The sequence below is a fragment of the Psychrobacter sp. UBA6291 genome (assembly GCF_002439405.1).
GTDB lineage: Bacteria > Pseudomonadota > Gammaproteobacteria > Pseudomonadales > Moraxellaceae > Psychrobacter > Psychrobacter faecalis.
Genome location: NZ_DJUD01000055.1, coordinates 36,912 through 58,657, shown reverse-complemented (window position 1 = coordinate 58,657; position 21,746 = coordinate 36,912). Strand labels below are relative to the sequence as shown.

At 42.1% G+C, this 21,746-nt stretch carries 22 protein-coding genes; 6 read left to right on the top strand and 16 right to left on the bottom strand.

Going from position 1 to position 21,746, the window contains the following annotated elements; genetic code table 11:
* Positions 1 to 91: 91 nt before the first annotated feature.
* On the bottom strand, positions 92 to 382 hold the full coding sequence (locus B3R91_RS09560; RefSeq protein WP_201508701.1) for a hypothetical protein: 291 nt from the start codon (positions 380 to 382) through the stop codon (positions 92 to 94).
* A 127-nt stretch (positions 383 to 509) separates the two neighbouring features.
* Here B3R91_RS09560 and B3R91_RS09555 point away from each other — a divergent pair, with 127 nt between their 5' ends.
* The 4 genes from B3R91_RS09555 to B3R91_RS09540 all read left to right on the top strand — a co-directional run bounded on the left by B3R91_RS09555 (position 510) and on the right by B3R91_RS09540 (position 4,349).
* Positions 510 to 1,874 carry a serpin family protein gene (locus tag B3R91_RS09555; RefSeq protein WP_286797407.1) on the top strand — a complete coding sequence of 455 codons (1,365 nt, stop codon included), beginning with the start codon at positions 510 to 512 and terminating at the stop codon, positions 1,872 to 1,874.
* A gap of 11 nt (positions 1,875 to 1,885) precedes the next feature.
* Entirely contained in the window at positions 1,886 to 2,401 is a 516-nt protein-coding gene (locus tag B3R91_RS09550) for a hypothetical protein (RefSeq protein ID WP_068405430.1), read from the top strand.
* The gene (locus B3R91_RS09545; protein WP_286797406.1) at positions 2,398 to 3,246 is read left to right on the top strand and encodes a hypothetical protein; all 849 of its coding nucleotides are present in this window, start codon (positions 2,398 to 2,400) and stop codon (positions 3,244 to 3,246) included. The genes B3R91_RS09550 and B3R91_RS09545 overlap by 4 nt, the downstream gene beginning before the upstream one ends.
* A 131-nt stretch (positions 3,247 to 3,377) precedes the next feature.
* Positions 3,378 to 4,349 (top strand): tetratricopeptide repeat protein, encoded by a 972-nt coding sequence (locus tag B3R91_RS09540; protein ID WP_286797405.1) that lies wholly within the window; start codon positions 3,378 to 3,380, stop codon positions 4,347 to 4,349.
* Between the two features lie 87 nt (positions 4,350 to 4,436).
* Here the strand turns inward: B3R91_RS09540 and B3R91_RS09535 are convergent, their stop codons facing one another.
* Both B3R91_RS09535 and B3R91_RS09530 read right to left on the bottom strand, forming a co-directional pair.
* Positions 4,437 to 4,724 carry a hypothetical protein gene (locus tag B3R91_RS09535; RefSeq protein ID WP_144296579.1) on the bottom strand — a complete coding sequence of 96 codons (288 nt, stop codon included), beginning with the start codon at positions 4,722 to 4,724 and terminating at the stop codon, positions 4,437 to 4,439.
* A 250-nt stretch (positions 4,725 to 4,974) separates the two neighbouring features.
* On the bottom strand, positions 4,975 to 5,862 hold the full coding sequence (locus B3R91_RS09530; RefSeq protein WP_286797404.1) for a hypothetical protein: 888 nt from the start codon (positions 5,860 to 5,862) through the stop codon (positions 4,975 to 4,977).
* Between the two features lie 216 nt (positions 5,863 to 6,078).
* Between B3R91_RS09530 and B3R91_RS09525 the strand changes: the two genes are divergently transcribed.
* Positions 6,079 to 7,395, top strand: a complete 1,317-nt coding sequence (locus B3R91_RS09525) for a serpin family protein (protein WP_286797403.1) — start codon at positions 6,079 to 6,081, stop codon at positions 7,393 to 7,395.
* Between the two features lie 1,077 nt (positions 7,396 to 8,472).
* Positions 8,473 to 9,489, top strand: a complete 1,017-nt coding sequence (locus tag B3R91_RS09520) for a D-cysteine desulfhydrase family protein (RefSeq protein ID WP_286797402.1) — start codon at positions 8,473 to 8,475, stop codon at positions 9,487 to 9,489.
* Positions 9,490 to 9,538: 49 nt separating this feature from the next.
* On the opposite strand, the gene modB is transcribed toward B3R91_RS09520, so the two are convergent.
* From modB to narJ, 13 genes are all read right to left on the bottom strand, one after another.
* The gene (modB, locus tag B3R91_RS09515; RefSeq protein ID WP_286797401.1) at positions 9,539 to 10,240 is read right to left on the bottom strand and encodes a molybdate ABC transporter permease subunit; all 702 of its coding nucleotides are present in this window, start codon (positions 10,238 to 10,240) and stop codon (positions 9,539 to 9,541) included.
* Positions 10,241 to 10,450: 210 nt separating this feature from the next.
* Positions 10,451 to 11,356, bottom strand: coding sequence for a molybdate ABC transporter substrate-binding protein (gene modA, locus B3R91_RS09510; RefSeq protein ID WP_286797399.1), 906 nt, complete (start codon positions 11,354 to 11,356; stop codon positions 10,451 to 10,453).
* Positions 11,357 to 11,530: 174 nt separating this feature from the next.
* The gene (locus B3R91_RS09505; protein ID WP_102077822.1) at positions 11,531 to 12,022 is read right to left on the bottom strand and encodes a molybdenum cofactor biosynthesis protein MoaE; all 492 of its coding nucleotides are present in this window, start codon (positions 12,020 to 12,022) and stop codon (positions 11,531 to 11,533) included.
* 135 nt (positions 12,023 to 12,157) lie between these two features.
* Positions 12,158 to 12,448: a MoaD/ThiS family protein gene (locus tag B3R91_RS09500; protein ID WP_201588773.1), complete on the bottom strand. Its 291-nt coding sequence runs from the start codon at positions 12,446 to 12,448 to the stop codon at positions 12,158 to 12,160.
* A gap of 79 nt (positions 12,449 to 12,527) precedes the next feature.
* On the bottom strand, positions 12,528 to 13,049 hold the full coding sequence (moaC, locus tag B3R91_RS09495) for a cyclic pyranopterin monophosphate synthase MoaC (RefSeq protein WP_286797398.1): 522 nt from the start codon (positions 13,047 to 13,049) through the stop codon (positions 12,528 to 12,530).
* Positions 13,050 to 13,126: 77 nt separating this feature from the next.
* Positions 13,127 to 13,867 (bottom strand): molybdenum cofactor guanylyltransferase, encoded by a 741-nt coding sequence (mobA, locus tag B3R91_RS09490; RefSeq protein ID WP_286797397.1) that lies wholly within the window; start codon positions 13,865 to 13,867, stop codon positions 13,127 to 13,129.
* 3 nt (positions 13,868 to 13,870) lie between these two features.
* Positions 13,871 to 14,401: a molybdenum cofactor biosynthesis protein B gene (moaB, locus tag B3R91_RS09485; protein WP_089555991.1), complete on the bottom strand. Its 531-nt coding sequence runs from the start codon at positions 14,399 to 14,401 to the stop codon at positions 13,871 to 13,873.
* Between the two features lie 57 nt (positions 14,402 to 14,458).
* Entirely contained in the window at positions 14,459 to 15,562 is a 1,104-nt protein-coding gene (moaA, locus tag B3R91_RS09480) for a GTP 3',8-cyclase MoaA (protein ID WP_286797394.1), read from the bottom strand.
* Between the two features lie 401 nt (positions 15,563 to 15,963).
* Positions 15,964 to 17,259 carry a gephyrin-like molybdotransferase Glp gene (gene glp, locus B3R91_RS09475; RefSeq protein WP_286797393.1) on the bottom strand — a complete coding sequence of 432 codons (1,296 nt, stop codon included), beginning with the start codon at positions 17,257 to 17,259 and terminating at the stop codon, positions 15,964 to 15,966.
* Positions 17,260 to 17,465: 206 nt separating this feature from the next.
* The gene (locus B3R91_RS09470) at positions 17,466 to 18,365 is read right to left on the bottom strand and encodes a peptidylprolyl isomerase (protein WP_373681943.1); all 900 of its coding nucleotides are present in this window, start codon (positions 18,363 to 18,365) and stop codon (positions 17,466 to 17,468) included.
* A gap of 422 nt (positions 18,366 to 18,787) precedes the next feature.
* Positions 18,788 to 19,969, bottom strand: coding sequence for a globin domain-containing protein (locus B3R91_RS09465; protein WP_286797391.1), 1,182 nt, complete (start codon positions 19,967 to 19,969; stop codon positions 18,788 to 18,790).
* 215 nt (positions 19,970 to 20,184) lie between these two features.
* Positions 20,185 to 20,910, bottom strand: coding sequence for a respiratory nitrate reductase subunit gamma (gene narI, locus B3R91_RS09460; protein WP_286797390.1), 726 nt, complete (start codon positions 20,908 to 20,910; stop codon positions 20,185 to 20,187).
* Between the two features lie 14 nt (positions 20,911 to 20,924).
* On the bottom strand, positions 20,925 to 21,734 hold the full coding sequence (gene narJ / locus B3R91_RS09455; RefSeq protein ID WP_286797408.1) for a nitrate reductase molybdenum cofactor assembly chaperone: 810 nt from the start codon (positions 21,732 to 21,734) through the stop codon (positions 20,925 to 20,927).
* Positions 21,735 to 21,746 lie beyond the last annotated feature (12 nt).

The following is a 21,746-nucleotide window of genomic DNA, read 5'->3' as shown; positions in this document are numbered from 1 at the left end:
ACTTCATGTGTTAATCTAAGAATATTAAAATATAGAGTGAGTTAATTAAGTACGTTTACACCGTCACAAATAAACACTACTTCCCAAAGCCTTACTTGTCTTCAGAGGTCTTATCTTCTACTGCTTCTACATTTTCGTCTAATTCATGATTAACGTTTCCCAGCTTATCAAGTTTTTCATAGAATATTTCCTTTTCATTCCCTTGGTTACTAAAGATCGTGAGAAAGCTGGAAATTTTATCGGCCGCATGGCTATTGAGAATATCACCGTCACTGCTACTAAATGACTTGGTCTCTTTCACGCTTACGATATCTAAAAATATCCAAACTGCGGAAACCATTACCGCTAGTATAACCAGCCATTTCAACACAATTTTTTTCATCAACGCCTCATACGCTTATTGCTGATTCATCTATTATCTCAAAATTTGTTAGCATATGTTTACTAAATAAGTTTACCTCCCTGTATATAATCAAAGCATCATTCAAATATCAAAAGTATAAAACATTATGAATAACAACAACCCAATCAAAATTATGACGAACAAGCATATCGTCGGTAGTCTTGCCCTTAGTGGCTTATTGTTGGCCACTACTGGCTGTAATAATAGCTTGGTAAACACCAAAGCCGCCCAACCAGTCACCAATATACCTTCCTTACCAGACAAGACTAAAGAGCAGCCGGACTCTAAAGCCGATAGTAAAGATGACCATACTGCTGCAGACGACTCTGCTTCAACGTCTGAAGGTATAAGCGCAGTAGTTAACGCTAACAACCAATTCGCAGTGACCATGTATCAACAGCTAAATGGTCAATCAAAGCAAGTGGATGCTAACGTATTTTTCTCACCTTATAGTTTAACCAGTGCTATAGCCATGCTCTATGCCGCAGCGGAGGGGAACACCAAAGCGCAAATTCAAAAAACCTTTTACTATCCGTCTTTACCCATCCTGAATCCAAACAGTGCCGCCCTCTATAATCAATTTAACAAACCCAGCCCAAACTATAAATTGAACACCATTAATGACTTATGGCTGCAACAGGGCCGTACTCCCAACCAAGCCTATATCGATACGGTAAAACGCTACTATGGTGGGCAGGTCAATACGCTTGATTTTAAAAACAACACCGAAACGTCTCGTCAAATGATTAATGAGAAGATAGCCAAACATACCAATCAGATGATTCCTGAACTGCTATCAAAAGAGAGTACCCAGCCAAGTACCTCGGCGATATTGACCAATGCGGTTTATTTTAAAGCGGATTGGAGCAGTCGTTTCTGGGTAAGTGGTGATATGCCTTTTCATTATTTCAATGGCACAAGCAGTGATGTAGATATGATGTTCCAGAATACTGAATTTAGGTATAGCGAAGATGAGCAAGTACAAGTCGTTGAGCTGCCTTATAAGGGAATTGAATTATCGATGCTAGTGGTTTTACCAAAGTCAAAGGAGCCGTTAGCCATGCAGACGCTCATCAAGAATTTATCGACGACACAAATCACCGATTGGACTAAACGTCTAAAGCAGCAAGATATTCTTCTGAATCTACCAAAGTTTAAGATAGATGAAGGCTACCCGATGAAGGCAGTGCTGACGGATATGGGCATGCCAAGCGCGTTTGGGAATCAAGCTAAGTTTAACGTGTTTGCAGATAGCTCACCCATCGCCATTGACGATATTCATCATCAAGCAGTGATCGATGTTAATGAAATAGGAACAGAGGCGGCAGCAGCGACAGGCGTCGTTGCCGTAGACATATCTGGTTCTATGCATCCACCAGTCGCGTTTAAAGCCGATCACCCGTTTATGTTTATGATTAAAGACAATAAAACCGATGCGATATTGTTTTTGGGTCAGGTGAATAAGCCTTAAGAGAGCGAATAATGAAACCAAAATTTAAATGGTATATGGTGCCGATATTGTTGATATCCGTTATAGCCTGCGATCCTGTCATTGAAATGACGAATACTAATCATAATGCCCAAACTATTAAAGTGGAAGATGAGAGTGCTGCCAACAAACCTACTGAAAACGAAGCACCCACGCGCAAGCAGCAAACGGTGTATGTGACTGCCCTTGATGTTGATTCGGATATGGGTGATGCCGCTGCGGCTCATGGGGTATTGAACACAAAGAATGGCTGTTTATATATGGATGACCTCTTACTCGTTGTAAGTAGCCCACATATTACCTGGACTCAAGACCCTTTTACGATATCCGATATCAATGAATTTATTTTTGAAATTGGTGATACTGTTTTAGTAGGTGGCTCACAAGCTGACTATAAAAATATGGCTTCATTTGCCAGTGATTGGAAAAACCCACCTTTAGCGACTTGTAAAGCTGAAAAAATCTGGTTAATGAATGGTATTAACATACCTCGGGAAGATCTACTATGACAAAGCATAAAATGAATAAAACACTAGCTACGCTACTTATTACTAGTAGCTTGCTTAGTGGTTGTACATCGACAGAAGACAGCAGTATTGATATTGTCTCTAAAATTCCCAAGGAGGATAAAACGATAGAAGTTATTCCTATTTCTACCGTTGCTCAGGACAGCAAAGAGACCCAAGTTGCCCCTATGAGTAAAGCTCAAGCATTAGCCATAGATGCAAAGCATTATGCACGAGCATATGAGGTTAGCCATGTTGAAGCAATGCGCCGTATGCTTGTCATGAATGATGCCCAAGAGCAGATTGATGCTATCAAAAAAGAATTTTCTGATAGGTTGGACGATGCTGGATTCACTAATGAGCCAGAGTTTGCGCTCATCGTAAGCCTATTTGGTGATGGTGCGCCACCTGATCGCATCATATATCGTGACGCTGATAAATTAGAAGGTAAACCCATTATATTGTCAGAAGCGGATAAAAAAATGAGTGCAGAAGGCTTTATGATCACGCAGGCAGATATCGACAATGCTGTATCTCTTATCGAAAAACCAACTGCCATTAAAGTTAAATTTATCGATAATTCTAAATCCCAGCCACTCACTCAAGAACAAAAAGACAACTATGCAGCGCGATATGAAGAATTACGTAAACGTATTCCAATGCTAGTAGGTATGGGTTATAAGGAAGATGAAGGGCTATTTGTTATAGACGTGCATGAGGATGATTCAAAAAAAGCAGGGTTCACACCAGAACAACTTAAAAAAATCGGTCAAGAAGTTATGAAATCACCAGTACGTATAAAATTTTACGATGGCTATGCTACTGAGGATGTAGCCCCTATAGAATAAAAAGGTAATGCTGTTATCATTTTTAGGGTATACCTAATAAGACTATCCAATAATGTATTTAAGATCATCACGATAGGCATGTAAATGATAAATTGTAGTGTTATCTTGATTAACGAACAGGACGAACAGCTATGAAAAAAAGGCTAGCAACATTTTTACTGACTGGCATTCTGCTGACAGGGTGTCATAAAGCCATTGTTACTCAAATAAGTAGTTCTCAAAACGTAGTTTCAGCCGTAAAATCAGCTATTGAAAAAGAATTTGAAGACATTGCAGTACAAGCTAATCAAGGCGATGCTGAGGCTCAATATAGCCTTGCAGTAATGTATGACGAGGGCGAAGGTACACGCGAGGATAACGCTAAAGCCATTGAGTGGTATACAAAATCTGCCAACCAAGGATATGATCTTGCTCAATATAACCTTGCAATCATGTACGACGATGGCGAAGGGGTAGATGAGGATCACTCTAAAGCTATTGAATGGTTCACGAAATCTGCTAACCAAGGCTATGCTAAGGCCCAATACGAACTTGCTTGGGCTTACTACAATTACGATGGCACAGGTACAAGTGAAGACTACGATAAACATAAAGAGTGGAGCATAAAAGCTGTTAACCAAGGAATTGGACCAAGGAAATTCATCAATGGCGTACCACATCGAAAAAGCGAGCGTGTGCGTCAAAATGATGCCAAAGTCGTTGAGGCGTGGCAGAAATTAGCTAACCAAGGCGATGTTGAGGCTCAATTCAACATTGGTAACGCTTACTACGAGGGTAAAGGGGTACGTCAGGATTATCCTAAAGCTATCGAGTGGTATACAAAAGCCGCTGACCAAGAATATGTTCCTGCCCAATACCAACTTGGAACAATCTATAGCTATGGCGAAGGTGCTCCTCAGGATTATGCTAAAGCCGGTAAGTGGTATCTAAAAGCCGCCAATCAAGGAGATGCTAGATCTCAATATAACCTTGGCATGATGTATCTTAATGGCATAGGCGTACGTCGAAATACAGTTATAGCGAAAAAGTACTTTTCCAAGGCTTGTGACAATGGATATCAATTGGGCTGTAAAAACTTGGGTATAAGGACAGAGGATGAGTAGAGACTAGGTTATTGAGACTTTCCCAAACTTTGTGTAACTGCTTATACCCTGTTAGCAAATAGCAGTTACACAAAGTTTGGGAAAAGCTCAATTTGGTATAAAAACTTCTAGACCAAAACATTCATCAAGATTATGTTCTTTCTTAAATGTAGAAATATCATTGACAACGCCTCCTCCACTTACTTGGATGTAATCCCCTTCAGTGTATTTTTTGCCTTTGTACATTAAGCTATTTTTAGTAACGTCAGATATAACTTTATTTCCCAGTATTGCTAACTGAATACCTTTTTCTCCTTTAGGTCTTACTATTATGCAATTTTCATTAAAGTTAAGGTTTCCGCTATATAAAGCTGTCTCAAAAATTTTGCCATTCATAGGCTCTTCGTCTAATATCTGCTCCTGTTTTGAATCAGAATTAAACTGAGAGCAAGAAGACATTATCAGGAATGATAAGATCATAGGTGCTTTAAAATTAAGGAACAATGATACTTACTCCAAGTTTATTAAAATAATCTACACTAGTGTACGTAGCGTATATCCTTCTAGTTAGGTTCGCTAACGATAAGATCAGAAATCTTTTTGACACGAGAGTAAGATAAATATTAAGTCTTCTACTTATAGAAAATTATGCACCGCCTAGAGACTCCGTGGCATACCCATTTTCCCACTCAATCCTAACTGGCATTTTCATCACTTCTTCGCCAATTTTTTTAAGTTTCTCTTCGTTGAGCCCAGCAGACTTAGCATCATCCTTATGAACATAAATCACGTATACACCCTCATCACTACGATAACTTATACCTGTAATCATAGTTATACGTTTATTCAGCGCTTTCGAGCGTTCATACATAAGCTGGTTTTCAGCCTCGGTTAGGTTTTTGGCTGCTGGATTAACCTCAAACCTAACGATAAAACGTGTTGGTAATTCGATGAGCGCCATTGCCTTATCAACTTCAGCTTGAGTTAGTGTAATACCCTCTGGTGTCATCGTTTTATAGGCTTGAGCGACAGTCTCACGCTCACTAAGGGTATCGGCTGGACGATATACGATACGATCAGGCGGTGGCTTACCAGTCCCTGTTAACGTTACCAAAATGCCATACTCAGGATCAGTGATTAAGCCCGTGCTCGCTATCCTATCGCCGAATTCTTTTCGTAGTGCCTCTCTCTGCTCTTCATTATCATGCTGGATTAACATCTGACGCATGGCTTCGGTATGATTGACACCGTATGCCATTGCATAATGCTTGGAGTCTATGGCTAAAGCCTGAGCAGGACCAATTAATACCGCCTCTGGAATATCTTTAGGGTCTCGGTTGTCCTTCACTAATTCCACGCCATTGAGGTCGCCATAAGCAGACGTTGCTTTAGAGTCCTTAATTTGACTGTCAATCGCTTGTGCAGGTTCAATTGGCGTGATAGTGGCTCTAGTATCTTGGGATGAGCAGCCACTTAACCATAAAGCGCTGGGTAAAAAAAGTATAAATGAGATTTTTGCAGTTATCGTAGCCATGAGACATTTACCTTTGCTAAGTTTGTTAATGATTTCTTATATTTTTAACGCTCGATAATTAGTTTCCTATACAGGTATCTACTATTAAGCTGTCTGCTATTAAAGCTACTAATTCGCCTTGGAAATATAGTGCGCTTACCAAACTAGTCTAAACGATTGTATAGAGATGATACTAGAATAGCATCATCTTAATTTTGAATAAGTAGTGAGTAAGCTATGCAAAATAGCCAGTTAGTGAGTGTATTGGCAATCAGCAGCCTGTTATTGATTGTTAGTGGCTGCGACAATACTATAAGAAATAACACAGTGAGTACTGTCACAGACATGGTTACTCCTAGTCCGCGAACTCTTAGCAACCAAGTACCTCTGACTGAGGTAAAGGCGTTGATCTCAACACCAGAGGGTATCGCGCAAGTCGTCACTGCCAATAATCAATTTGCTATTGATATGTATCAGCAGATAAATGAGCAGAATAAGCAAGCAGATAAAAACGTATTTTTCTCACCGTATAGCTTATCTACTTCGATGGCAATGCTGTATGCCGCAGCGGAAGGGGAAACAAAAGCGCAAATACAGAGGACTTTTCACTATCCCTCACTGAACGTTCTAAATCCGAATAGTGCGGCACTACATGAGCAGTTCAACAAACCAAACCCTAATTATCAACTGGCTACAGCCAACGATTTATGGATACAGCAAGGGTTGCGTCCCAACCAAAACTACTTGGATACTGTACAGCGTTATTACAGTGGTAAAGTCACCAACCTTGATTTTAAAAACAGTCCTGAACCTTCACGTCAGACCATTAATAAAACCATTGCTAAATATACTCAGCAGATGATTCCTGAAGTGCTGCCAGCAAGTAGTATCGATGCAGATACAGTCACTGTATTGACCAATGCGGTGTACTTTAAAGGGGATTGGAAAAATACTTTTGCACCTAGCGAAAAACGCCCCTTCAATAAATTTGATGGGTCTATCATTGATGTCGATATGATGCATGAGCAAGCGCCTTATGCCTATACAGAAGATGCGCAGGTGCAAGTGGTACAGTTGCCTTACAAAGGTGATGAGCTGTCTATGTTAGTGGTATTACCAAAAGCAAAAGATAAGATTGCTATGCAGAGGTTAGTAGGTACGCTAAGCGCCAAGCAGATTAGCCAGTGGAATAGTAATTTAGTAAATCAGGAAATCATACTCGATCTACCGAAATTTAAGCTAGAAGAAAACTACGGAATGAATAGCTTATTAGCGAACATGGGCATGACAAAAGCTTTTGGCAGCGATGCGGACTTTGGTTTATTCAGTCAAGATCTATCATTATCTGTGGACGCTATCGCTCATAAAGCAGTGATTGAGGTCGATGAAAAAGGTACTAAAGCAGCAGCAAGTACCAGTATTTCAATTGTGCCTATGTCTCTCGGCTACTCTATGAATACCATCAAGTTTAAAGTCGATCATCCATTTATGTTTGTGATTAAAGACAATAAAACCAATGCGATATTGTTTTTAGGGCAAGTGAATAAGCCTTAATTTCAGGTAATCCAATTAGGATACAGGTGTATTCATGCACCAGTTAAGCGTTCAATCCGACATCTTGCTTATACGTGCATGTGAATACAGTCTTAAAAGTTTAGGAGCACCATTGCCAGATCATCCCCTTTTACTCACCGCACTCTTAGCCCTCCTATTACTTTCAGGGCGCGCTACTCAGAGCTTAGAGAGTCTTCAAGTTGTTCATACAGACATACCAGTCGTTACAGAAGTTAAGCAGTCGTTGCAAATTGCCACTTGGTTTCCCACTAAATATGATGGCCGATTCACGGCTATGGGTTCTGGATATTTGGCAGTTGTTAATAACTGTCTTGCTATATCTAGAGACAATGAGGTGACGACCAAAATACTTGTTTACTGGTGCTAGCTGTCACTTCTTTTTCTTAGCATGCGGATACAGATACTCTTACCTTTGAAGAAAAGTCTTATGAAATTGGAGATGAGCTTTATCTTGGCGGTACTGTATTTGTTTATCCTAACGCGAATATTACCGATCAGATAATTAGATAAAGGGTGGCTTGGTGGCTGAACTTGATAGACCATTACTTAAACTTTAGAAGCTGATTTTCCAGATAGTTTTAATAGATAAATAATTTAAAAACGGTAATCTAAATAATGAACATAAAAATTTAAGTGTAATTATTCAACATTTATTAACTGTAGATGTTGAATAATTACACATTTTTAGTGACCAAAATAAGGTATATAGCTCATATAAAATGTCTTAAATTGCGCTAAACGTCATAGCTATTTATTGATTAAATCTCTTGATATATATAGTACTACAGGTTAGTATACTTTAAGATTATTTTAGATGGTTTAGTGGTTCTAGCCTGTCACGCCGGGGGTCGCGGGTTCGAGTCCCGTCCGCTGCGCCATATTTAAAACGAATTTAAACTCTCGAGTTTAAGCAAGTTTCGCCTCAAACATTAGATTGTTTGAGGTTTTTTTGTGTCTGCTCGTTTTAAATAGTAGCGGCGTGACTTATATTTCTATTGTATGCTGTGCTAACAGATAATTTCTACATGGCTATTGATAATAGGGATAGAAAATAACATGGAATATAACCACATACCTAGAGAGCTGCTAGGCTTTTTTCCAACCCCTCTGGTTGAGCTGAAACGATTGAGTGCAGCCTTGGGCGGTCCCAAAATCTATATGAAAAGAGATGACAATACGGGGCTGGCATTGGGTGGCAATAAAACTCGTAAGCTTGAATTTATCCTCGGTGACGCGCTCGCCAAAGGTGCCGATACCATCATCACTGCGGGCGCGATACAGTCAAACCATTGCCGTCAGACAGCAGCAGCGGCGGCAAGCTTAGGACTGGAGTGTCATTTAGTCTTAGGCGGCGAAGAGCCGGAGCAGGCAAATGGGAATCTCTTGCTAGATAAGCTGTTTGGTTGCCATATCCACTGGGCAGGCAATCATCGCAAAGGCGAGGATATTCCTCGCATCGTTGAGCAATTAACCTACCAAGGTAAAAACGTCTACGTGGTGCCGTACGGTGGTTCAAGCGAGCTTGGGGCGTTAGCCTTTGTAGAGGCGTTTAAAGAGCTAGAATCGCAGCGTCAAAGCATGGGCTTCTCCTTGACCCACATCGTGTTTGCCTCAAGCTCTGGCGGCACGCAAGCAGGCCTAATGCTTGGCAACAAAATCTTTAACTCACCTTATCAAATCGTCGGTATTAATATTGATAAAGGCGAAACCGATAAAGTCGCCTTTGATCAATATACTTTGGCGCTTGCTAATAATACGGCAAAATTAATCAATATAGATTATGAATTTACCGAGTCAGACTTGTTTCTTAACTCTGATTATGTTGGTGAAGGGTATGGCGTAGTGGGCGCATTAGAAAATGAGGCGATTGCTTTAACGGCGCAAACAGAAGGGATATTGGTCGACCCTGTTTATACTGGTCGCGCGATGGGCGGGCTTATCGATATGATTCGTACGGGGAAGATTAAGAAAACTGACAGCGTTTTATTCTGGCATACTGGTGGTGCGCCGGCTTTATTTGCTTATGCCAACGATTTGGATTTGGCGAAAAAAAGCCGTAAGCCAGAAGTTTGATTGCTTAAAGAAAGAAATTTGACTTGTTAGGGGTTTATAAAACAAGTGCTTATGGGCGCTGATTAAGCCGACTGACAGCAGCAATCAGCGCCACCATAATAACCCCCATAATAATAAGAATCCCCGACATCAGGTGCGCTGCTTCATAATTTAGCGCCTCTACTTGCTCATATATCGCAATAGAGACAACCTTGGTCTCACCTGAAATGCTGCCACCTATCATCAGTACCACGCCAAATTCGCCAATGGTATGCGCAAAACTGATTAAGCTGCCTAGAATGATGCCAATGCGCGCTTGCGGTAGGACAATTTTTATAAAACGTCTAAGACGGCTAGGCTCTAATAAGCTTGCCACTTCCATCACGCTTTGGGGAATACGCAAAAACTGAGCATAGACGGGCTGAATATAAAAGGGCAGGGAGTAGATGATAGAGCCAATTACCAGCCCTTCAAAGGTAAAAACCAAAGGGCTGATATTATGCTCGATAAGCCATTGTCCAATACCGACGCTCGGGCTGAGTAATAATAATAAATAAAAACCAATGACGGTAGGCGGCAAAACAAGAGGCATCGCAATAATGCCCATCAATAGAATCTTTATACGCCCAACGACATTTCCGCGGCTAGGCTTGGCAAGCCAATAGGCGAGTGGCGTTGCAAATAACAATAAGCAAAGGGTGGTAATGCTGGCAAGCTTGATGCTTACCCATACCGGCAGCAGCATGTCTGAGATAAGAAACTGGGACATCATAGCGTGATTATCTATCTACCTTTTATCCAGTGCGCCGCTGATAGGACATTATTTATGCTGCTACTTTATTTATAGATCGCTTGCCTTGATAACGTGTCACTTATGTCACATTTCACTTATTTCACGCAGGCAAGCTTATCAAAGGGCTAAAGTATTCACTTGAGCAAACCTAAGCCGTACTTATTCTCTCGATAGATTGCTACAAACAAGCTACTTAACAGCCAAATAACCTGCTTTAGCAAAATAAGCCTGTCCAGCAGGCGAGCGCAGATAATCGGTAAAATCTGCTGCGCTAGCGATATCGGTAATAACGATACCGTCCTGCAGGATAGCAGGATAAGAGTCGGCTGGTAAAATATAAAATTGCTCGGGCGTCGCTTTGATGGCGGTCACCTGCGACTGAGCGACAAAGCCATAATCGACATTACCCGTGTGCGCATATTGAAAAGCTTGGCCAATATTTTCCGCCTGGATGATGCGCTTTTGTGCCGTTAGAGAGTCGTAAAGATTTTGTGCTTGTAAATAAGCCTTGGCAGATTCGCCATAAGGCGCAAGCTCAGGGTTGGCAATAGTAATTTTCGTTTTGTCATCATGCTTTAATAGCTCCGTCAGTGTACTCTGATTCAAGCTATCAACCGGCTTGGTCGCGCTATAAATAGAGAGTTGACCTTGAGTATAGGTAAACGGCGTATGGCTGCTGTCACCTTTAAACATCTCATCGACCAGTTTAGCGGGGAACTCTTGGTTGGCGGCTAAAAAAATATCGTAAGGTGCGCCGGCAGTGATTTGCGAATATAGTTTACCTGAAGAAGCAAAGGTAACCTCAATCTCTTGATTGGGCAGGTTCTTATCTTTTTTATAGCCTTCGATGATTTCAGGCAATACGTCTGATAAATTGGCGGCGGCAGCAATACGAATGGCGTCACTAGGTTGAGTGGTCTGTGGTGCGTTTTCTGCAACGGTCGCCGTTTCATTAGGGCTGTTTTCTTGGCTACAAGCGCCTAACGTCAAAGCCAAGCACGCGGATGCGCCCAATATTGCTATCGATTTAGACCGTTTTAAATAAGACAAATTGGTAATGGGTTGATGCTGAGCATTTGATGATTTTGATAGCATAACCTAAATCCTCTACTTTAAAAAAGGAACAATAGTCAGTAAGAATTAATAATTTTGCAGTATACATCAGTTATTTATAGTTATTGGCTTAATTATTTTCTAAACGATATGCATATCACGACTACATATTTTTCATCAATGTTATTGAGTGAGTCATCATTAATTAACCGTTAATTAGCCATTATTGCTCAGCCATTTTGAAGAATCATCTTGATAGTATTCCTGTTTCCACACCGGAATATCGGCTTTAATTGTATCTAATATCCAGCGGCAAGCGTCAAAAGCAGGGTAGCGATGGGCAGAAACCACACCAACCCAAACTGCCACATCGCCGATCTCTAGCGCGCCAATGCGATGGATAGCAATGGCATCGAGAATCTCAAAACGCTTTTTGGCTTCTTCAATGATGGCTCGGCCTTGATTGATGGCCAAATCTTCATAGCCATAGTAGGTTAGACGATTAACACTCGTGGCATTATTATGATTGCGTACGCGGCCTTCAAAGCAGACAAAGGCGCCGCAGCTGTCATTATCGAGCGTCTTTTTAAGGCGACTTTCGTCAATATCGGTATCTAACAGCGCAAAACCATCACGTTCAGCGATGAGGTACGCTTCATCGATGCTACGTTTGATACTCATAGATTGGCCATGTACGTTGTCTGTCATTTTTTCTGCCTATTATTTAACAATATTGTATAACGAGATTTTTAACTTTTAAGCATTGCAAAAAGTCACGGCGCTTATAAAAAGTAGATTGATAAAAAAGGATGAATAAGTAGGTTAATAAAAATCTATGTTAAATTAACCACCAGCCACTGGCGTGATAAAAACCACGCTATCGCCGTCATAAATCTCATCCGTCCACTTGGCAAAATAGTCATTTACCGCCACGCGTAGCTCCGACTGCGGACGGCTAAAACGATGCTTTTGGCGCAGCTGCTCATAGAGTTCGGTCAATGAAGTCGACTGTGGCACCGTGATTTTTTCTTCATGGCAATTGGCCTCATCGGCTAAGCTGGCAAAATATAAGACGTTAATATTCATCATGGTTTCTAATTTAGAGTCTGTATTGCTTTCTACTAAGGTGCTCATAGCAATCTCCCTTATTGATAAACTGGTTATTTACTGTCTAAAGGTAGGCTTTTCAGAACTTTACTTTTTCAAATCATTCTTACTCATGCTGATAATCGGATTTACCGCCGGTTTTTTTCATAAGATGAATATTATCAATCACAATGTCATGCGAGATGGCTTTAGTCATATCATAAATAGTTAAGCAAGCGACGCTAACGGCGGTTAATGCCTCCATTTCTACTCCAGTTTTATGGGTGACTTTCACCGTGGCGGTGACGGTAATACTATGGTGGGCATCATCGTATGCAAAGCTTAAGCTAATTTTATCCAAGGGCAGGGGGTGACAAAGTGGAATGAGGTCATGGGTACGTTTGGCTGCCATGATACCAGCAATATGAGCCGTTTGAGTAATGCTGCCTTTTTTGGTCATACCGTCCGCGGCTTTGATTTGCGTATAGATGTCCGCAGGAAAAACCACTTGTCCGCTTGCATACGCTTCTCTGGTACTGGCTGTCTTGCCACTCACATCAACCATGGTGATATCACCGTCGCTATCTAAATGCGATAAACCAGACTGATTGCTTGGTTGATTATTGGTTTTTGGATTGTCACTATTCATTCTTTATTTCTCTTAGAAAACAAATTTCTCTTAAACGGTCGGTTTTTTTCAATAAACTTTTTCATAAGTCGCTTGGTTCATGAGACGTTTAAAGCCAAACAAGCACGGGCAAAATCTTTAGGCGTATTAAAATTGGTTAACGCTTGCCATGCTTGGGTAAAGGGAACAGGTTGCACAATCGGCTTAATAAATTTCATTACTTGCCGCTGTCCATTGTCAATATACTGCTTTAACTCAGGCTCAATACTTAAACGATATAAACCTAATAATGGATATAAATGGCTGTCATCGGTTAGACAAATGACAGACTTGCCGTCAGCTTGCGTGATATAAGGTTGCAGTTTTTGCCATAAATCGCTGATAGGAATCAAGCTATCACAGCTAATGACCAGCAGCCAAGATTGTTGCCAGTTTGTCTCTTTCGTTAATTGCTTTGAATTTGCCAAACGCTTTAATGATTGCAGCGCTGCCTCAATCGCTACCAATGCGCCGCCGGTTTCAATTTGTTTGTCATCATTACTAGAAAGATAATCTCCAATATGAAAAATTGACGACTGCAGATCTTTTTTCATTAAGTCTGCATGGACGCTAAAACCACGCCCATTATCCGCAATCATAATAGGTAGGTCGCTCGTCATCGCAGCACTTAATTCAAGCGCTTGTCTGACATGATAATCAAGCAAACGCTCACCCGTTGGCAATATAAGCTCAGCTTTTGGCGACCCCATACGTTTGGAGGCGCCGCCTGCTAAAATAACGATACCGGCTAAGCAGCTGAGTTCATCTGCTTGGGTTGAGCTGTCTGCAACTTGCAGCATCAATCAATCGTGACCTGGGTTGGTACGCATAAAGTGCGGCACAAAGTTACAAGGACGCGTGCGGCTATCGAGCTGCTCTTGTAAGATACCTTCCCACGCAGTGCGGCAAGCACCTGATGAACCGGGCAGGCAGAAGATGCCCGTACCGTTTGCCATACCAGCAACGGCGCGAGATTGGATGGTAGACATGCCGATATCGTCTTTTGAGATTAAGCGGAACATCTCGCCAAAGCCATCGACTGATTTATCAAATAAGACGCCAACCGCTTCTGGCATACTGTCGCGGATATAAAAACCAGTACCGCCCGTGGTGATAATAGCGTGCACATCTGGGTCGGCAATCCAACCGCTGATAACGGCTCTGATTTTATAAATATCATCAATAATCAGCTGACGATCTGCCAGCTGGTGCCCTGCTGCGGTCAATTGGTCGACCAAATATTGCCCTGAAGTATCTTCTGCAAGAGTACGACTGTCAGAAACCGTTAAGATGGCGATATTAAGCGGGGTAAAGGGTGCTTGCAGCTTACTCATGAATGTTCCTTAATAAATACGCTTGTTGTGAAAATAAAAGTTTTTATTATTAATAAATTAACCACCAATCATCGACAAGTTATTCATCATGCCGCTGTTTGATTCGTGAAGGTGATGATGCTCAGGTTTAATCGGCATAAAGCTGTGCAGGGTATTCACAAGCCCTGCAACATCGTCTTGCTCGAGATACGGACGAATATCGTAGTTACCTTGGTCGAATAGACACAGATGCACCTTACCTTGGCTACTAACCCGTAAACGATTGCAGCTGTCACAGAAATGGGCAGCATAAGGGGCAATCATACCGATACGGCCTTTATAATCTGGATGGCTATATTCTATCGCTGGACCGTCATTGCTGCCACGGACATGGGTTTGCCAGCCGTGCTTGATTAGATAATTGGTGATGATGTCAGACTGTGCGTGCTGGGCAAAAAACAAATCGCTGTTGTCACTGGTCTGCATAAATTCGATAAAGCGATAGGTGACCGCTCTATCTTTGACATAGTCGATCGCATTCATCAGATTTTCAAAGGCGGTTTCTGCCATTAAAATACTGTTTATTTTTAGCTTAATATCTGTGGTCGCAAGTAAGGTATCCATATCAGCCAACAGCTGCGGCAACATATCGAAGCCTGTCATCTTATGAAAAGTCGCAGCATCAAAGCTGTCCATACTGATATTTAGCTGATTCAGCCCAGCTGCTTGCCAGTTAGCCAAATGCTTGCCAAGTTTATAGCCATTGCTGGTCATAGCAACCGTTTCAATACCTTCGGTGTTTTTGATGGTTTTAATAATGTCTACCACGTCACGGCGTATAGAGGGCTCACCGCCGGTAATCCTGACTTTTTTGGTGCCAACTTGGGCAAAGCCGCGGATTAGGGTAGCAATTTCCGTGACGCTGAGTTCGTTTTGTGGGGGCTTGCCTTGATAGCCATCGGGCAGGCAATACTCACAGCGAAAATTACAAAAATCAGTAATCGATAAACGCAAATAGGTAAGACGTCGTGCGAAACCATCGGTTAATGGTTGAGAGAGCGTGACCGGAGAATACGTCGACGAGAGAGCTGTTTTCGACGACAAGTCACCGTCAAAATTAGCGGGTGCAGCGGCAGGCGAGTACAATTGCACATTGCCTGCGTTGGGGGCAAGATGGTTCATAGATGATTACCATTAATATTAAGTATAGTGTGTACTTTTAGGCGTTGCCTCAGGTTGTGAGTGGGAAATTCTATTTATAACGCCAATCTCAACTTATCGTAGGCTTTTGATTTTTATAGAATTTAAAATCCTAATTGTTTTAACTGTAATTTTAAAAACTAAGTAAACCAATACCTTAGAAAAATAAGTTGAGAATGGGGTATTTATAGTTAATTATGACAGCTTGCGCGCAAATAACCATTCACCGTAAGTGAGCTAAAAACTACCACCAAAGTAGTAGATAGCATTTGACAGTAAACCCTCAGTTTCTCACGATTAATGGCATAAAGAGTTATTAACTATGTAACCATTAATCCGCTATGTAAGGATTAATAGTGCAGCCCTTATTAATAACACAGCGTTTAGCTATATAACCAAGGAAAAGGCTGAACCAATACTTGCTCGCCAGCGGCTACATTGCCAGAATCTTGCGCTAAGACAATAAAGCAATTGGCGTGGCTCAGCTGTTTGATACGGTGCGATTGCTGCTTGCTAAAGCTTTCTACTTCAAACTCACCAGCTGCATTCTGCGACATAATACCTCTTTGAAAGTCCATCCGTCCGGCTGATTTTTTGATATCGTTTTTAAGGGTAGCGGTCAGGCTAAGCTGCATGGGTCGCTCTTGTGGTGCAGCGCCTGCCATTTGCCACAAAGCGGGAATGACAAATTGTAAGCTGCCAACGACAGTTGATAGGGGATTGCCGGGTAAACCAAAGTATAGTACCGGCTTGGCAAGATTTTGCGTCAGCTCGCCAAAGACAAACGGTTTGCCGGGTTTCATGGCGACTTTATAATGATTAATCTGCCCCAGCTGCTCAATGACGGTGGTTAAAAAGTCATAGTCACCAACCGATACGCCAGCGGTAGAGATAAGGACGTCGCACTCTTGCATCGCTTGGGTTACGGCAGCGGTGGTTTTATCTAAATCATCAGCAATGATGCCATAATCGCGGACAGTGACGGGTAAGCTTGAGAGTAAGGTTTTTAGCGTCGGGGTGTTGGAATTATAGATTTGCGCTAGGCTGGTCAGCTCATTGCCAATCGCCACCAATTCATCGCCCGTCGCGAGTACACCAACGATTAAAGGCTGATAAACATCGACTTTATCAAAGCCTAAATTCGCTAATAGGCTGATATCAGTAGGATTTAAGCGTTTACCTTTTTGTAATACCATATCCTTAGCTTCAATCTCTTCGCCTTGCTTGCGGATATTGTCATTAGCCTTAGCAGTTTTGCTAAGCGTCATATCATAAGGCTTTGATTTATCAATACGGTCTTTTATCGCGGCAAAATTGGTGTTTTCTTGCATGATAACCGTATCGCAGCTGTCCGGAACGACGGCACCCGTAAAGATGCGCACCCCTTGTCCTGCGACAATGTCACCACGATAAGGACTGCCCGCTTGCGACTCACCGACGATCGCAATCGTGCTTTCGGCGTCAAGCGTACTGCCTTGTGCCAACGCATAACCATCCATCGCCGACAGATTTTGTCTAGGGATAGCAAACGGCGAGACGATATCTGTTGCCAGGATATGATTGCGACTGTCTAATAAATCGTAGCTTACGACGTCTCTTTTGCTGAGCGGAAAATCGTCATTATTATACGTTTCTATACGCTGCGTTATTTTTGCGGTAAGCCCTGCGACAGTAATCATAAATCCCTACTTATTTTATTTATATATATTAAACTGGTATTGAACTGAGATAGCTATTTAGCTTATACAACGACTAAAGTCATCTAGCTATCGAGATGGTATAACCTAACAAGATACGTTATACCATACGAGCTACTTTATATCATCATTACCTATCATCAATGCGGCTTTATCATATGAAAATTAATTGACTGAAAATAGATTGTTTAGCCGCGGAATATGTTTTCTTGTTCAAGCGACATCTCGATACCTTCGATATCGGCATCGTTTGCTAAGGTAAATAAGTAATCGCACAAGGATTGGTGAAAGGCTTGTTGGCTCAGCTTATTATGAATCGCAGGGCTGACTTGCTCATAAGTCATCTGAATGCCAGGCTCTTTGGTTAGCACGTCGACAACATGAAAACCGTAACGGCTCTCGATAGGGCTTGGCGCCAGTCCTGCATCCATTTTAAATAACGCGCCTTCAAATTCTGGTACAGTCTGACCTTTATTAATAATGCCAAGCTCGCCGCCTTGCTCTTTTGATGGGCAAGCGGAATGCTGGCGCGCCAGTTGGATAAATTCGGCATCAGGGTTGGCATTATCTTTGATTTGTTCGATAAATTCGTAAGCGGTTTTTTTAAGTTTTAATCGTTCATCGCCGTCTTCAGGCGGACATGCCAACAAAATATGACGGACATTCATAATAGGGTCGGTCTTAAAGTCAGTGATATTCTGCTTATAATAGCGCTCGCAGGTTGCCATATCGGGCATCGTTGCTTGCACGTTTTTTTCTATTAAGTCAGAGATGGCTTTTTCTTCATCGTCAAGCCATGCTGTCTCGCCAAGGCTTGGCTCATCTAAAACAGCAAGGCGCAAGAGTTCACGCACCACCAAGGCTTGCGTCGCTAGAAACACCGCATCTTCTTTATTGGGGGCAGGGTGATATTGCAGCTCTTGGGCAATCGCGGTTCTATCTATCATCACACCATTGACGGTCACCGATGGCAGTTCATCACGGCTAGAGGCAATCAGATTTTTATGGTTGCTGCGCTCTTCTGCCATGGCTTTTTCGATAAACTCTTGGTCAGAATGCGGTTTTTGCAAATCATTTAAGGTTGGCATAACCCGCAAGATATCATCACCGCGACCCGTCGGAGCATGGCTATGACTATGATGGTCATGGTCGTGACTGCCATGCCCATGAGCGTGTTGATGATTTGCATGGTCGGCTGGATTATAAGTACTGACAGTCATGGCGTTACTCCACTAAGGATTTTGGTAATAGAAATTTTAAAATACGATATCATGTTACTGTAAAAAATATGGCTAATAACGATTATCTTTAAAACAAGCTTTATAAAAACCATAAGTATTAAGACTATTTATAAAGGTCTAAACAAAAAAATAGAGCCACCTTTAAATATTTACTCACTAATGAAGCGTTTAAAGGTGACTCTAATGGCAATTGCTCACTGACTTTATATTTCTTTAACAAAGTATCGAGCGTATTTTTCGCACCCTCAATACTTTATTAAATGGATCATTTAAGCCAGCTCTAGGCTCATTTTAGGGCCAAACGGCTCATAATGAACGCTATCAACGCCATGGTCTAAGGCCATTAGACCATCGATGATGCTTTCCATAAACATCATAGAACCACAGACATAAATATCAGCAGGCTTTGGTAAGTTAGCAAGCCATGCTTCATCTAGGATTTGCCCAGATTCAAAGTAAAAAATGTGCTTTTCTACGTTGTCGGCGGCGGCAAGTAATTCATTAACTTTACTATCAAAGGCATGATGCTCTTTATTCTGACAAGCATAAACCCAAACGATAGGACGTTTTGGATTGGCGGTGACTTGCGCCTCTAACATCGACAAAATTGGAGTGACACCAACGCCTGCGCTCACCAGTACCAACGGAATATCATTTTGCTGAATTAAGTCTTGGTTAAGCTCAAAATCACCAGCTGGGGCAGATAATAAGATCGTATCACCAACGTCTAAGTGATCATGTAAGTAGTTTGACACTAGACCATAATGCTCATTACGGTTGTCGCGTCTAACGGCAAATTGGATGCCTTTATCGCTCTTGGCTGAATATAAAGAATAATGGCGTAGAGCAAGATGGTCGCTGTCCTCTGGGTCGGTTTTGACCGTGATATATTGACCGGCGGTCAGGCTTAATTTGCTTAAATCAATATCGTCATTTACAGGTACAACGGTAAAGGCGGCGATATCTGTCGCGGCTTCTACTTTTTCAGTGATTGTAAACGGTGCAAAGCCTTCCCACATTTCTTGCTCATACATGGTTTTTTCTAGCTGAATAAAGACATCAGCAATTTCATCATAGGCTTCAGTCCACGCATCGATGATGTCATCGTTGGCGGCTTCGCCCAATACTTCTTTGATAGCGCCTATTAAATGATGACCAACAATCGGGTAGTGCTCTGGCAAAATTTGTAAGGCGCGGTGTTTATGGCTGATTTGCGTAACTTGTGGTAGTAGTACAGCCAATCTATCCAAGTGCTTTGCTGCGGCCAAAACCGTCATAGCCAGTGCAGTCTGCTGGCGACCTAGTTTTTGGTTGGTTTCGTTAAAGATATCTAAGAGTTCAGGATGTTGGTTGAACATGTTTTTATAAAAGACGGTCGTAATTGCTGTGCCATGTTCTTCAAGTACAGGAACAGTTGCTTTTACGATCTCTAGTGTTTTTGGTGACGCCATGGTGGATCCTTTAGTGATTTACGCAGTGATAAGTTTAGAAGCGTTAGCTCAGTGTATGAGCGTAATAACCTTCATTAAACTGCTTTAGAAAACGCTGGGATTGAGCGTTTAGCGGTCTAATAATTAATATTTTACTATAAGATTCATTAAAAATGAATCTTATAGTATCGTAACTTCATCCAAACATCAATGCTGTATCACTATTGTGGCTATTTCTATTGCGAACGTTTCTCTCTGACAATCTGATAACGGCGACCGAAATACCAGATTGGCGCGCTGATAATATGGATAAGCCGTGTAAATGGGAATATCGCAATCAGGGTGATGCCGAGCGCCATATGCAGCTGATAAATAAGGTCAGTTTGCTCAATACGTGCTGCTGCCTGCCAAGGTCTTAAGACGGTGATATCTTGTGCCCAGCCGGCCAAATTCATCATGGTATAACCATCTAAATGCTTTACTGAGGTAAAGATGGACAGCAGCCCTAAATTCAGCTGAATAAATAACAGCACCAGTACCAATTTGTCCGAGAACGATGAGGTGTGCGAGATACGCTCATCGGTAAAGCGTCGCCATAGCAGCATCACCAGACCAAACCAACAAAACACCCCTGCGATACCACCGACGACCACCGCTAAAATCTGCTTGTTGCCGGCGCTAATAAAGCGGTCGTACAGAAAGTGTGGCGTCAACATCCCAAATAAATGGCCGAGCAAAACCACGATAATACCAACGTGAAAGAGGTTGCTGGCAAGGCGCATGTTTTTGGTTCTGAGCATCTGCGTCGAACCTGCCTTCCATGAATACTGAGATAAATCAAAACGTACCCAAGTACCGATGATAGCGATGGTCAAGGCTACGTACGGATAAACGCCAAAAAGGAAAATTTGCAGCCAATTGAGGTTGGCTAAAGACTGTACACTAGGATCTGCGATATTCATGTCATCTCTCCTTATTAGGGTTTAACCGGTTGGTTGGTTTTAAAGTCTACCCAGTGCACAGGGGCATCGACCGCATTTGTAGCAGCGGCGTTTTTTATGCCCGCTTTTGCCGCAAGGTTTTGGGTACTCGTTTGCGACGGGCAGCGCTCTTCTTGCTGTGCATCCAAAAACGTCACCACTTCCTCTTCCCATTCTTTATCTAGCGCCTCAAAGGTGTCGTCGCGCTGTTCTTTGCTGATTTGCTCTTGGTACTCTTCAACGATAGCAAGTGGCTTACCAGCGATTTGCAATAGCGCATTAAAGCAGCCTTGATAAATACTGCCGCGATCCTCTAATCGAGCAGCAAGCAGGGCGATAATATGGCTAACATCGGCAATATCCATACGAATCTGAATATCATCATTAATCACCGACGCTTGATAGGCTAAAAACTCAAGATATAAAGGCAGATAGTCGGGTAATTCTTTAACACTAATCTCAAAACCGGCTGCTTCATATTGACCCATCAAATCGACCATCGCTTGACCGCGATCACGCGATTCGCCGTGTACGTGCTCAAACAACCACAGCGATAGCGAACGACCGCGCTCGAACAGACCGTCATAACGCGCTTGTGCTTCAAGGCAGCCGGTATCGATTAAATCTTCGATCAAGTCGATGATTTGGGTGCGTACTTCTGGGCTAATCAGCGTCGAGCGTGCGACAATTTCGGTACAATCGGCGAGGGTATCACCACTAAATAGCTCATTGTTTGGATAATCTATCAGTAAGCTTAATACCTTGAGAATCTTCAAATCCGAAGCACCAATAGTCGGGGGCGTCATAGGTTCATGCAC

Bases quoted from the DNA above. Each gene is read 5' to 3' on its own strand.
- B3R91_RS09560 (WP_201508701.1), bottom strand. From the start codon at position 382: ATGAAAAAAATTGTGTTGAAATGGCTGGTTATACTAGCGGTAATGGTT.
- B3R91_RS09535 (WP_144296579.1), bottom strand. From the start codon at position 4,724: ATGAATGGCAAAATTTTTGAGACAGCTTTATATAGCGGAAACCTTAAC.
- moaA (WP_286797394.1), bottom strand. From the start codon at position 15,562: ATGAACCATCTTGCCCCCAACGCAGGCAATGTGCAATTGTACTCGCCT.
- modA (WP_286797399.1), bottom strand. From the start codon at position 11,356: ATGCTATCAAAATCATCAAATGCTCAGCATCAACCCATTACCAATTTG.
- B3R91_RS09530 (WP_286797404.1), bottom strand. From the start codon at position 5,862: ATGGCTACGATAACTGCAAAAATCTCATTTATACTTTTTTTACCCAGC.
- B3R91_RS09555 (WP_286797407.1), top strand. From the start codon at position 510: ATGAATAACAACAACCCAATCAAAATTATGACGAACAAGCATATCGTC.
- glp (WP_286797393.1), bottom strand. From the start codon at position 17,259: ATGATTACTGTCGCAGGGCTTACCGCAAAAATAACGCAGCGTATAGAA.
- B3R91_RS09505 (WP_102077822.1), bottom strand. From the start codon at position 12,022: ATGACAGACAACGTACATGGCCAATCTATGAGTATCAAACGTAGCATC.
- B3R91_RS09520 (WP_286797402.1), top strand. From the start codon at position 8,473: ATGGAATATAACCACATACCTAGAGAGCTGCTAGGCTTTTTTCCAACC.
- B3R91_RS09550 (WP_068405430.1), top strand. From the start codon at position 1,886: ATGAAACCAAAATTTAAATGGTATATGGTGCCGATATTGTTGATATCC.
- B3R91_RS09500 (WP_201588773.1), bottom strand. From the start codon at position 12,448: ATGAGCACCTTAGTAGAAAGCAATACAGACTCTAAATTAGAAACCATG.
- narJ (WP_286797408.1), bottom strand. From the start codon at position 21,734: ATGACGCCCCCGACTATTGGTGCTTCGGATTTGAAGATTCTCAAGGTA.
- B3R91_RS09470 (WP_373681943.1), bottom strand. From the start codon at position 18,365: ATGCCAACCTTAAATGATTTGCAAAAACCGCATTCTGACCAAGAGTTT.
- narI (WP_286797390.1), bottom strand. From the start codon at position 20,910: ATGAATATCGCAGATCCTAGTGTACAGTCTTTAGCCAACCTCAATTGG.
- B3R91_RS09545 (WP_286797406.1), top strand. From the start codon at position 2,398: ATGACAAAGCATAAAATGAATAAAACACTAGCTACGCTACTTATTACT.
- B3R91_RS09525 (WP_286797403.1), top strand. From the start codon at position 6,079: ATGCAAAATAGCCAGTTAGTGAGTGTATTGGCAATCAGCAGCCTGTTA.
- B3R91_RS09465 (WP_286797391.1), bottom strand. From the start codon at position 19,969: ATGGCGTCACCAAAAACACTAGAGATCGTAAAAGCAACTGTTCCTGTA.
- mobA (WP_286797397.1), bottom strand. From the start codon at position 13,867: ATGCTGCAAGTTGCAGACAGCTCAACCCAAGCAGATGAACTCAGCTGC.
- moaB (WP_089555991.1), bottom strand. From the start codon at position 14,401: ATGAGTAAGCTGCAAGCACCCTTTACCCCGCTTAATATCGCCATCTTA.
- modB (WP_286797401.1), bottom strand. From the start codon at position 10,240: ATGATGTCCCAGTTTCTTATCTCAGACATGCTGCTGCCGGTATGGGTA.
- B3R91_RS09540 (WP_286797405.1), top strand. From the start codon at position 3,378: ATGAAAAAAAGGCTAGCAACATTTTTACTGACTGGCATTCTGCTGACA.
- moaC (WP_286797398.1), bottom strand. From the start codon at position 13,049: ATGAATAGTGACAATCCAAAAACCAATAATCAACCAAGCAATCAGTCT.